The sequence below is a fragment of the Aeromonas sp. MaB10011B genome (genome assembly GCF_017939325.1).
GTDB lineage: Bacteria > Pseudomonadota > Gammaproteobacteria > Enterobacterales > Aeromonadaceae > Aeromonas > Aeromonas caviae.
On sequence record NZ_JAGKRK010000015.1, the window covers coordinates 36,443 to 48,500 of the forward strand.

The following is a 12,058-nucleotide window of genomic DNA, read 5'->3' on the forward strand; positions in this document are numbered from 1 at the left end:
CAAATGACAGTGTGTTTGTGATTTTGACTATAAAGAGAGGCTGTCTAAATGACAATGATAGATATGTGTACTCATTAAAAACAACAAGTTACATATTGGCACGTCCGCTGCAATAGCTAGTTCAGTTGAACATCCACTATTGCATTCGAGGAACTGCCTGATGAGCATTCACGTCAAGAACAACATCCACTGGGTCGGCCAACGGGACTGGGAGGTACGCGACTTCCACGGCACCGAGTACAAGACCCACAAGGGCACCAGCTACAACAGCTACCTCATCCGCGAAGGGAAGAATGTGCTGATCGATACCGTCGATCACAAGTTCAGCCGGGAGTTCGTGCAGAACCTGGCGGCCGAGATCGATCTCGCCGCCATCGACTATGTGGTGATCAACCACGCCGAGGAGGATCACGCCGGCGCCCTGACCGAGCTGATGGCCCGCATTCCCGGCACCCCCATCTACTGCACCCACAACGCCATCGACTCCATCACCGGCCATCATCACCACCCGGAGTGGAACTTCCACCCGGTCAAGACAGGGGACAGCCTGGACATCGGCAACGGCAAGCAGCTGGTGTTCATCGAGACCCCCATGCTGCACTGGCCCGACAGCATGATGACCTACATGACCGAGGATGCGGTGCTGTTCTCCAACGACGCCTTCGGCCAGCACTACTGCGACGAGCACCTGTTCAACGACGAGGTGGATCAGACCGAGCTGATGGAGCAGTGCCAGCGCTACTACGCCAACATCCTCACCCCCTTCAGCCCCCTGGTGACCGCCAAGATCAAGGAAGTGCTGGGCTTCAACCTGCCGGTGAGCATGGTGGCCACCTCCCACGGCATCGTCTGGCGCGAAGATCCCACCCAGATCATCCTGAAATACCTGGAGTGGGCCGACCACTATCAGGAAGACCGCATCACCCTCTTCTACGACTCCATGTCCAACAACACCCGCATGATGGCGGACGCCATCGCCCAGGGCATCCACGAGGTGGACCCCGGTGTGGCGGTGAAGATCTACAACGTGGCCCGCCACGACAAGAACGAGATCCTGACCCAGGTGTTCCGCTCCAAGGGGATACTGGTGGGTTCCTCCACCATGAACAACGTCATGATGCCCAAGGTGGCGGGCATGCTCGAAGAGATCACCGGCCTGCGCTTCCGTAACAAGCGCGCCTCGGCCTTCGGCAGCTACGGCTGGACAGGTGGTGCGGTGGACCGGATCCAGACCCGATTGATGGATGCAGGCTTTGACATCAGCCTCTCCCTCAAGGCCAAGTGGCGGCCGGATGGCTCGGCGCTGGCGGAATGCCGCGAACACGGCCGCCAGCTCGCCCGTCAGTGGGCGTTGCACCCGCTGGACGCACCCCGCCCGATCACCACAACCCAGACAACCGTGACGCCCGTCCCCGCGATGCCTGCTGTTGAGCCGCAAGCCGCAGCGGCCGCCGCCGAATGGGATGACGACCAGGCCATGCTCTGCACGGTCTGCCAGTGGGTCTATGACCCGGCCCAGGGCGAGCCGGATCAGCTGGTGGCGCCGGGCACCCCCTGGGCCCAGGTGCCGGACAGTTTCCTCTGCCCCGGCTGCGGCATCGGCAAGGAGGTATTTGAACCCTGCGCCGTGGAGGCTTGCGTATGAGTGCCATCCCCCAGCGCGACGAGATAGTGGTGATCGGCAGCGGCTTCGCTGCCCAGCAGCTGGTCAAGAGCCTGCGCAAGCTTAACGCCGAGCAGCCCATCCGCCTCATCACCGCCGACAGCGGCGACGAGTACAACAAGCCGGACTTGAGCCATGTGGTGAGCCGGGGCTGCGCCGCCGCAGCCATGACCCGTCTTAGCGGCAGCGACTTTGCCGAGCAGCAGCGCATCGCGCTGCTGCCCCACAGCCCGGTGCTCGGCATCGATCCAGCCCGGCGGTTGGTGCTGACCGAGCAGGGGGAATTCCCCTACGGCAAGCTGGTGCTGGCCACCGGGGCGAGCGCGGTGCGCCCCGATCTGCCGGGCAGCGAACACCTGGTCACCCTCAACAGCCAGCAGGAGTACGCCGCCACCGAGGCGCAACTGCGCCAGGCCCGCCGCATCCTGGTGCTGGGGGCCGGCCTTATCGGCTGCGAGCTGGCGATGGACATGGCGAGCGATGGCCGCGAGGTCACCCTGCTGGATCTGGCCGATAGCCCGCTCAGCGCCCTGCTGCCCGCCACCCTGACCCAGCCACTGCAACAGGCGCTGCGCAGCCAGGGGGTCAGTCTGCAGTTCGGGACGGGTCTCGCCAGGGTGGATGCCCAGCCGGGGGATGGCTGGCGCGTCACCCTGACCGACGGGCGCGTCAGTGCGCAGGATCTGGTGATCGCCGCCATCGGCCTGCGGCCGAATCTGACCCTGGCCCGCGGGGCCGGGCTGGAGGTGGATCGCGGCATCCTGGTCGATGATCGGCTGCAGACTAGCGATCCCCATATCTTCGCGCTGGGGGATTGCGTGCAGTGGCAAGGTCAGCTGCTCCCCTTCCTGCAACCCATCGTGCTGGGCGCCAATGCGCTGGCGCGTACCCTGCTCGGCACACCGACCCCGCTGACCCTGCCCCCCATGCTGGTGAAGGTGAAGACGCCGCGCTACCCGCTGCAACTGGCTGGCCGCACCCGGGGCGAGGATCTCGCCTGGCAGTGCCGCTGGAACAGCCACGGCATGGTGGCCGAGGCGCGCGACCAAGCCGGCGAGTTGTGCGGCTTCGTGGTGGGGGGTGACCAGATGAGCGCCGCCTTCCCGCTGCTGCGTCAGCTGCCCCGTTAACCCCTTTCATTGCACCGGCCGGGTCGACCCGGCCACACGAGGAGAACCGATATGGCCATGCAACTGATCCCGTCTCACTGGGTGGTGCGCCGTTCCACTCCCTTCTTTACCCGCGAGAATGTGCCCCAGGCCCTGCTCACCCACCACAACACCGCGGCCGGGGTGTTCGGCCAACTCTGCGTGATGGAGGGCACAGTCACCTATCACGGCTTTGCCGACGAACAGGCCGAGGAGCCCGAGGTGAGCCTGGTGATCCGGGCCGGGGAGTTTGCCACCAGCCCGCCCCAGTACTGGCACAGGGTTGAGCTGTCGGAGGATGCCCGCTTCAACATCCACTTCTGGGCCGAGCAGGCCGAATCCGACCAGCCGCTGTTCCACAGCCGCAAATAACGGGGTTTAAGGCTGAGGGGGCGGAGCGGGCAAATGCCCCCTCTGCCCATGCAGATCAAAATCATCAACTCAGATGTTGGTTATCCTGCCCCCTCGATTCGGATGAGCACAGTGAGGGAAACATGAGCCTGTTGGAAGCCCTGACCATGACCTCGGGTCTGGTCTATCTGGTTCTGTTGTTGTGGCAGGGCCGCAGCGGTTGGGGCTGGACGCTCTCTCTGCTGTTGGCCGCCGCGCTCTGGCTGCTGGTGGCGGATTCGGTACTCTGGCTCGCACTGGGGCTGGTGGCCACGACTCTGGCGCTCTGGCTGCGCTATCGCCCCCTACTCATGCTGGCCCACATAGACAGTCAACGTCTCAGAACGGCCACCAGGCAGCTATTGCTGCTGTGTTGGGTGTTGGTGGCGGTTCAATATGTTGTTCATATCGGACAGTTGGGGCTGGGGATGACCCCCTGGCTGGTACGCCCTGACGTGGTGGACGGTTTCCTGCCCATCGCAGGTGGTCTCGGGCTGCGGGCCTGGCTCGGGCAGGGGCTGACGGACCCCCATCACCCGGCGGCCACCGTCACCGTGCTGGTGCTCTCCCTGTCGGCCCTGCTGCTGGGTCGGGCGTTTTGTGCCTGGTTCTGCCCGCTCGGGCTGGTGGGGGAGTGGCTGCACGGCCTGCGCTCGCGCCTGTTGCCGGGGGAGTGGACCCCGCCGCGCTGGCTCGATGCCGTGTTGCGCGGCCAGAAGTTTCTGGTGCTCGCCTTTCTGCTCTTCATCATATTGCTGGCGGTACCCGCCGCCGCCCTGCCCGGCTACCTTGCCAGCCCCTACCATCAGGCGGCGGACATGAAGATGGGGGCCTTCTTCTTCAACCTGACCCTGATCTCGGGCCTGTGCCTTGGCTGGGTGCTGCTGCTCACCGCCACCTTCCGGCAAGGGTTCTGTCGCTACCTCTGTCCCTATGGCGCCTGGTTCGCCCTGCTCGGCCTGCTGACCCCAGTGCGCATTCGCCGCGACCCGGCCCGCTGCCTGCGAAGCCTGGGCCACGACTGCGACAAGTGCAGCCGGGCCTGCCCCTCGCGCATCCAGGTGCACCAGCTCATCGCGGTGCAGAGCCTCGAGTGTACCGGTTGCCAGAGCTGCGTGGCCGCCTGCCCCAAGCGGGCCGATGCCCTGCATCTTGGCACGCAAGGGCAGCGACTCGCCTCCCGCCAACTGCTGGGGCTGCTCTGTCTGTTGCTGCTGGTGTTGCCGCTGCTCGCTTACGGCTTGCTGGATCTCTGGGTCAGCCAGACACCGATCCCTGACCGCTACGAGCTGTTGCAGCGGCTGCCCTGGTTGAGCCACTGAGGGGGGAAAGGGCAAAAGGTGGATGATGGGGGGATCTTTCGGATTGGCGATAAAAGCTGTATAAAAATCCCCCGCCAAATTGTTAGCGCCATCCCACTTTGCTCATATTGCAATTGATCATATAGCGCTCCCCACCATAATGGGTGCTGTTATTTGGCGTTGTTAATATCAATTGGATGAGCAACAACATGAATATCAAGGTCAGCTATCCCAAGTGGTTTACCCTGGACCATAAGATCGCGTTCTTCTTCCCGCTGTAATTCCCCGCGGCGGCGCGGCATGCCTGCCATGCCACGAGCCCGCCTCCATTCCTGAACTGAAATAGCTGCACCCGTCTTCGCCTGTTTATTCTGGCGAGGCGATGTCGTGCACCCATTTTCCAATATTTCCCACCTGCCGGACATTCTATTTTCGGCGGGGGAAGAGACTCATTTTGAATATTTAAATCTGGGGTGTTTATATTATGGAAAACTTCAAGCATCTGCCCGAACCCTTCCGTATTCGTGTCATCGAGCCGGTCAAGCGCACCACCCGTGCCTATCGGGAAGAGGCCATTGTCCGGGCGGGCATGAACCCCTTCCTGCTGGACAGCGAAGACGTCTTCATCGACCTGCTGACCGACAGCGGCACCGGCGCCATCACTCAGGACATGCAGGCCGCCATGCTGCGCGGTGACGAGGCCTACAGCGGCAGCCGCAGCTACTATGCCCTGCAACAGGCGGTGCAGGAGATCTTCGGCTACTCCCTGACCATCCCCACTCATCAGGGGCGCGGCGCCGAGCAGATTTACATCCCCGTGCTCATCAAGAAGCGGGAGCAGGAGAAGGGGCTGGATCGCAAGAAGATGGTGGCCCTCTCCAACTACTTCTTCGACACCACCCAGGGCCACACCCAGATCAACTGCTGCGTGGCGAAGAACGTCTACACCAGGGAGGCGTTCGATACCTCGGTCACCGCCGACTTCAAAGGCAACTTCGATCTGGTGAAGCTGGAAGAGGCCATCCTGGAGGCGGGCCCCGCCAACGTGCCCTACATCGTCAGCACCATCACCTGCAACTCCGCCGGGGGGCAGCCGGTCTCCATTGCCAACCTGAAGGCGGTGTACGAGATCGCCAGAAAGTATGACATCCCCGTTATCATGGACTCCGCCCGCTTCGCCGAGAACGCCTACTTCATCCAGCAGCGGGAGCCCGGCTACGCGAACTGGACCATCGAGGAGATCACCAGGGAGTCCTACAAGTACGCCGACGGCCTCGCCATGTCGGCGAAGAAGGATGCCATGGTGCAGATGGGGGGGCTGCTGTGCTTCAAGGATGACAGCATGCTGGACGTCTACACCGAGTGCCGCACCCTGTGCGTGGTGCAGGAGGGATTCCCGACCTATGGCGGCCTGGAAGGGGGCGCCATGGAGCGCCTGGCGGTGGGCCTGCGGGACGGCATGCGCCAGGACTGGCTGGCCTATCGCATCGGCCAGGTGCAGTACCTGGTGGACGGGCTGGAGGCCATCGGCGTGGTGTGCCAGCAGGCGGGGGGCCATGCGGCCTTCGTGGATGCGGGCAAGCTGCTGCCCCACATCCCGGCGGATCAGTTCCCGGCCCACGCCCTGGCCTGCGAGCTCTACAAGGTCGCCGGCATCCGCGCGGTGGAGATAGGTTCCCTGCTGCTGGGGCGCGACCCCGCCACCGGCAAGCAGCACCCCTGCCCGGCGGAGCTGCTGCGCCTGACCATCCCCCGTGCCACCTATACCCAGACCCACATGGACTTTGTCATCGAGGCCTTCGGCGAGGTGAAGAAGAACGCCCACCGGGTGAAGGGGCTGGACTTCATTTACGAGCCGGCCGTGCTGCGTCACTTCACCGCCAGACTGAAAGAGGTCGAGCATAACGACCCGTCAGCCGGCAAGACGCAGAAAAAATTGATAGAAGCATAACGAGTCAGGGGCACAGATTTTTCTGTGCCCTTTTTTTTCACTGCTCTGTGAAAGATTTGGAGTGACACACATGACATCAACACCGTCCGTCATCGGAGGGGCCTGCATCATTGCCAGCGTCTGTGTCGGTGCCGGCATGCTGGGGCTGCCGAGCGCGGGAGCCGGGGCCTGGACCAGCTGGTCAACCCTCGCCATCATTCTTACCATGGTCGTCATGACGGTTTCAGGCTGGATGCTGCTGGAAGCCCTGAAACCCTACGCATTGACCGCCTCCTTCAACTCGGTGACCAAGGATCTGCTCGGTCACAGGATCAATCTCTTCAACAACCTCACCGTCTATTTCGTGGGCGGCATTTTGCTCTATGCCTATATCACCTCGTCGGGTCTCATCCTGGGCGGCCTGCTGGGCATCAATAGCCAGCTGGCCTCGGTGTTGTTCGTGCTGGTGTTCTCCTGGTTCGTCTGGCATTCGACCCGGGCGGTGGACAGGATTTCGGTCGTCCTGATCGTCTTCATGGTGCTGAGTTTCGTGTTCGGGGTCTCCGGGCTTGCCAGCAAGGTCGACACCGCCAAGCTGTTCAACTCCTTTGCCGAGGAGCTGGGCCGCGCCCCTTACGCCCTGGCCATGTTGCCGGTGGCGCTCACCTCGTTTGGCTACCACCACTCGGTGGCATCGATGCGCGCCTATTACGGCGAGGAGCAGAAAGCCAGACAGGCGATCCTGGGGGGGACCCTGATCGCCCTGGCGCTCTATCTTCTGTGGCTGCTCAGCATCTTCGGCAACCTGCCTCGTCCCGCCTTCGGCCCCGTCATCGCCAAGGGGGGTGACGTGGATGTGCTGCTGGGGGCGCTGGCCTCGGTGATCGAGTCCAGGCAGGTCTCCCAGGCCATCAACCTCTTCTCCATGGCGGCCATCCTCTCCTCCTTCATCGGGGTGGGGCTCGGGGTGTTCGACTATCTGGCGGATCTGTTCCGGTTCGACAACAGCCGCCGGGGGCGGGCCAAATCCTGGGCGGTGACCTTCCTGCCCCCCCTGGCGCTCTCCCTGATGTTCCCGTTCGGCTTCGTGGTGGCCATCGGCTATGCCGGGGCCGCGGCGACCGTCTGGGCCTGCATCATCCCGGCCCTGCTGGCGAAGAAGTCCCGGGAGCTGGCCCCGGACGAGGCGGGGTTCAAGGCCCCCGGCGGCCAGCCCATGGTGGTGGCCGTCATCGTCTTCGGGGTGCTTACCGCCATCTTCCACCTGATGGCCATGGCGGGTCTGCTGCCCGTCTACACCGGCTGACCCTGGTGTGCCGAACCTGGCCCCATCCCGAACATATTCCACGGATGGGGCGCAGGATCCGGCCCGTTTCCCCCCATTTCCCCTCCGGATTTGATACCCGAAGGCATGCAGGGTAAAGTCCCCCGGCGCCAGCAGTGGCGAACGCAGGAGAAGCACGGCGGTGTGCCGTGACCAGTCGACAATCCGTTTGGGGGAGTAATGGAACAGAAACCATCGTTGGTGGGCGGGGCATGCATCATTGCCGGCGTCTGTGTGGGGGCCGGCATGCTGGGGCTGCCGAGTGCGGGGGCGGGCGCCTGGACCCTCTGGTCCATGCTCGCGGTGGCACTGACCATGGTGGTGATGACGGTCTCCGGCTGGATGCTGCTGGAGTCCTATCGGGGCTATCCCCTGCGCGTCTCCTTCGATACCGTGACCCGGGATCTGCTGGGGGAGAAGGTCAACGCCCTCAACAATCTCAGCGTTTATTTCGTCGGCGGCATCCTGCTCTATGCCTACATCACCTCGGCCGGTCTCATCATCGACGGCATGACGGGGATGGGCAGCCAGTGGGCGTCCGTGCTCTTTACCCTGGCCTTCTCCCTGCTGGTGTGGCACTCCACCCGGGCGGTGGACCGCATCTCGGTGTTGCTGGTGATCCTGATGGGGCTGAGCTTTGCCTTCGGCATCTCGGGCCTGTCGATGAATGTGCGCCTCGATCTGCTGCTCGACCGGGTGGGCAGCGAAGTGAGCTACGCCCCCTATGCCCTGGTGATGCTGCCGGTGGCGCTCACCTCGTTCGGCTACCACCATTCGGTCTCCTCCATGCGCGCCTACTACGGTGAAGAGCGCCGTGCCAGCCGCGCCATTCTGGGGGGCACCCTGATCGCACTCGCGTTTTACCTCATCTGGCTGGTGAGCGTCTTTGGCAACCTGCCCCGCAGCGAGTTCGGCCCGGTGATCGCGGAGGGGGGCAACGTGGATGCCCTGCTCAAGGCCCTCGGCTCGGTGATCGAGTCCAAGGCGGTGGCCAGCGCCCTCAACGCCTTCTCCATGGCGGCCATCCTCTCCTCCTTCATCGGGGTGGGGCTCGGGGTGTTCGACTACCTGGCGGATCTGTTCAAGTTCGACAACAGCCGGGGTGGCCGCGCCAAGTCCTGGGCGGTGACCTTCCTGCCGCCCCTGGTGCTCTCCTTGCTGTTCCCGTTCGGCTTCCTGGTGGCCATCGGCTATGCGGGCGCCGTGGCGACCCTGTGGACCTGCATCATCCCGCCCCTGCTGGCCTGGAAGGTGCGGGCGGCCCGGCGCGAAGAAGGTGGCGAGGGCTTCCGCGCCCCCGGCGGCCTCTTCATGATCGTCCTGGTGATCCTGTTCGGCGTGCTGACCGCCGCCTTCCACCTGCTCAACATGGTGGACCTGCTGCCCGCCTACAAGGGCTGAGCCGTTACCCGGGTCGCAGTGCCAGCACACAATGACAAAGAAGGAGCCTCATGGGCTCCTTCTTGCTTGTCACACAGGCAATATTGGCGTCGGTTACTGAATGCCGACCGACAGGGAGTGGGGGACCTTGGCGCCTTTACGGGCGGTGGCGCGCATCTGGTAGACCTGGATCAGGTACTTGCCCGACTTGGGCAGGGTGCCTTGCCATTTTGTGTCCACGTTGCCGCCGCCCAGTGCCTCGGCCTGACCCGGGATGGCGCCCGGCGCGAAGACGTTGAAGTTGGCATTGGTACTGCCGGTGATGGCGACCGTCATGGTCTGGCCTTCTTTGGCGCCCAGGGTGTAGTTGATGGTGTCATAACCGGAGAAGGTGCCATCAACCTTGGCGCTGTGCGCGCCTTTGGCGAAGTGCACCGGCACCGTGGTCACCTTGTCTGCCGCCTGAACCGAGGCCGCCATCATCATGGCCAGCAAGGCGGCCGTTACTGCTTTTTTCATTATGTATTGCTCCTGTGATCGGGCCCTGGCACGGGCCTCAAGGGGAAGATATGCCTGAACGATGACGCGACTCCATCGAAATGATGGGGCGGTCGGAGTGGGGGATGTTGCAAGATTTGGGGTATGTACAGACGGACATGGTGCCTTTTGGCCGCAAGCCAGATGAACACAAGGTCGCTGGGGTTTTATATGGTGAGTTCCCTGATACAGGGGGCGTTTTTGTCAACGTGGTGTTGACGAACAGGGTGCCCGCTGCGGCCATGAGTCTGCGACAGAATTGATCGCCCCGGGTCTCCTGCATGGTCAGGGCGCGGGAGGGCTTGCGGAAAAAGAGGACGTTAAGGTTGGCTGGTGCCCTCAGCCGCCATGGCCTGCTGCTCATAGCGCGCCACCGTGCCGTCCTGCTTCATTTGCCGGATCACGCTGGCAAGGGGGGCCAGCAGATCCTGATGCCGTTCGTGCAGGTAGACGTAAGAATCGGCCAGCTCCATCACCCCGGCGGAGTAGATGCCGGCATAGCCCGGGTCCTGGCGCGTCAGGGCGGCCAGGGCCTGGCTGGCAATCAGGGTCTGCTCCACATAGAGGTCACTGCGCCCCTTGAGCAGCTTGCCCATCCCCTGCTCGGCGGTGGTGATGGCAAAGAGCCGGTTCGGTGCCACCACCTTGCCCAGCATCATCTCCGGCAGCTTGGCGCCACGGCGAAACTCGACCCGATAACCGGTGCCCAGCAGGCTGTGCCACCCCTGCAGCTGGATCCCGGGCTGGTGGGCATAGGCCTGATAGGAGACGGCGAAATGGGGCTCGGGCACGCGCTGGAGGGTGCGGGTCTGCTGCTGGTAGCTGGCGGCGCGGTGGATCTCGCCATCGACCTGTCCCTGCTCTGCCAGCAGGGGGGCCCGTCCCCCGGGGTAGCCCTGGTACTGGAAGTCATAGCCCAGGCGGGCGAACGCATCCCGATAGATGAGATCGAGCCAGCGACCATAGGGGGAGTCCCTAGTTTCAAGGGAGCTCACCAGTGTGATGTTGCCCCTGCCTTGCGCCCCCCATACCTGGAAGGCCAGCAGCAAGAGCAGTGAAAGAGCGAAGAAGCGGTATCCTGAAACCTGCGCCATGGTGTCCCTGTCAGAGCGGTGGTTGCAAAGGGTGACAGTCCTATCCTAGCCCAGGGGGTTGCCCGGTCCAGCGCTTTCTGCCGTCCGCCCGTGGATACCCTCCGGGCCGCCTTGCCCGAATGAACGACAACAAAGGGAGATAGCCAGCGCCGCTCACAGGCTGGCGAAATCCACCTCGGGCAGGGTTTCGAAGCCGGGGCGGGCAAACAGATAGCCCTGCATCAGGCTGACGCCCATCTCCCGCAGGCAGGCCATCTCGTCGCGGGTCTCGACCCCTTCCGCCAGCGGGGTGATCTGCAACTCCGTAAACAGCGCCAGACAGTGGCGAACGATGGCCTGACGGATCGGGTCCTGGTCGATGCCGCGCAGCAGGTGCATATCGAGTTTGATGATGTCGGGGCGAAAATCGGCCAGCAGGCTCAGGCCCGAGTAACCGGCGCCAAAGTCATCGATTGCCGTCTTGAAGCCGAGGGCCTGATAGTGATCAACGATACTGCGGAGATGCTGGCTATCCTGCACCTGCTCCACCTCGGTCAGCTCGAACATGATCTGCTCGATGGGAAAGAGATGCTCGCGGGCCGCCTGCAGGGTGGTGCGGATGCAGCGCTCCGGGCGGTAGACCGCGTTGGGCAGAAAGTTGATGCTCAGCATGCCCCGCATATCGAGCCGGGCGGCCAGCGCGATGGCCTTGATGCGGCAAAGCTGATCGAAGCGGTAGCGGTTGTCGTCGTTGACCCGGGCAATCACGCTCTGCGCCGGTTCGTTGTTGATCCCCCGCACCAGCGCCTCGTAGCCGAAGACGGTGCGCTGGCTGCAATCGACGATGGGCTGGAAGGCCATGGTGAAATCGAAGTCGAGATCCACCTGCTCATGACACTGCTGGCAGAGGGTGGAGGACGGGGCGGCAGGTATATCCATGACGTTCCTCTGTTTGGCCGTGGCGGCGCTGGGCACTGTCTCAAATGATAACAGCTCATTACCCCCCTGTAGGTTCGATTAGCGAAGCGTAATCGGACGAACGAGACGCTTTGATTACGGTTGTTGCCGTGATGCAGGGGCGGCCAGCCGTAGGGGGGAAGTGCGGCTGGCCGTGATTGCGGGAGAATCGATTTACGCGAACGTCCGATTACGCCTGACGGCTAATCTGTATGGAGATGGTATTCACCTGACAGTTGCCCACAAAAGGGAGTGGTCATACGGCTTCAAACCGGATAACAAAACGGTACCCCTACCGTGTTATCTGGAGTCACCGTATGACCACCAACGAGAAAGTAGCACGTCGTAAACTCAG

10 protein-coding genes are annotated in these 12,058 nt (G+C 63.2%); 7 read left to right on the forward strand and 3 right to left on the reverse strand.

The features are described from left to right. The first annotated feature begins 160 nt into the window (after positions 1-160). From norV to J9893_RS06890, 7 genes are all read left to right on the forward strand, one after another. On the forward strand, positions 161-1,645 hold the full coding sequence (gene norV, locus J9893_RS06855; protein ID WP_109112739.1) for an anaerobic nitric oxide reductase flavorubredoxin: 1,485 nt from the start codon (positions 161-163) through the stop codon (positions 1,643-1,645). Next, entirely contained in the window at positions 1,642-2,793 is a 1,152-nt protein-coding gene (norW, locus tag J9893_RS06860) for an NADH:flavorubredoxin reductase NorW (protein WP_210600709.1), read from the forward strand. Before norV ends, norW begins: the two co-directional genes overlap by 4 nt. 51 nt (positions 2,794-2,844) lie before the next feature. Next, the gene (locus J9893_RS06865; RefSeq protein WP_167826497.1) at positions 2,845-3,183 is read left to right on the forward strand and encodes a DUF1971 domain-containing protein; all 339 of its coding nucleotides are present in this window, start codon (positions 2,845-2,847) and stop codon (positions 3,181-3,183) included. A gap of 122 nt (positions 3,184-3,305) precedes the next feature. Beyond that, positions 3,306-4,523: a 4Fe-4S binding protein gene (locus tag J9893_RS06870; protein ID WP_109112736.1), complete on the forward strand. Its 1,218-nt coding sequence runs from the start codon at positions 3,306-3,308 to the stop codon at positions 4,521-4,523. A 463-nt stretch (positions 4,524-4,986) separates the two neighbouring features. Beyond that, entirely contained in the window at positions 4,987-6,453 is a 1,467-nt protein-coding gene (tnaA, locus tag J9893_RS06880; RefSeq protein WP_010672391.1) for a tryptophanase, read from the forward strand. A 70-nt stretch (positions 6,454-6,523) separates the two neighbouring features. Beyond that, positions 6,524-7,738, forward strand: a complete 1,215-nt coding sequence (locus tag J9893_RS06885) for an aromatic amino acid transporter (RefSeq protein ID WP_043155441.1) — start codon at positions 6,524-6,526, stop codon at positions 7,736-7,738. 198 nt (positions 7,739-7,936) lie between these two features. Continuing rightward, entirely contained in the window at positions 7,937-9,157 is a 1,221-nt protein-coding gene (locus J9893_RS06890; RefSeq protein WP_041214146.1) for an aromatic amino acid transporter, read from the forward strand. A gap of 93 nt (positions 9,158-9,250) precedes the next feature. Here J9893_RS06890 and J9893_RS06895 read toward each other — a convergent pair whose 3' ends face one another. The 3 genes from J9893_RS06895 to J9893_RS06905 form a co-directional block, all read right to left on the reverse strand. Continuing rightward, on the reverse strand, positions 9,251-9,655 hold the full coding sequence (locus J9893_RS06895; protein WP_010672394.1) for a hypothetical protein: 405 nt from the start codon (positions 9,653-9,655) through the stop codon (positions 9,251-9,253). 338 nt (positions 9,656-9,993) lie between these two features. Beyond that, positions 9,994-10,767: an amino acid ABC transporter substrate-binding protein gene (locus J9893_RS06900; protein WP_143238235.1), complete on the reverse strand. Its 774-nt coding sequence runs from the start codon at positions 10,765-10,767 to the stop codon at positions 9,994-9,996. A gap of 153 nt (positions 10,768-10,920) precedes the next feature. Further along, positions 10,921-11,685 (reverse strand): EAL domain-containing protein, encoded by a 765-nt coding sequence (locus J9893_RS06905; RefSeq protein WP_143238234.1) that lies wholly within the window; start codon positions 11,683-11,685, stop codon positions 10,921-10,923. Positions 11,686-12,058: the final 373 nt, after the last annotated feature.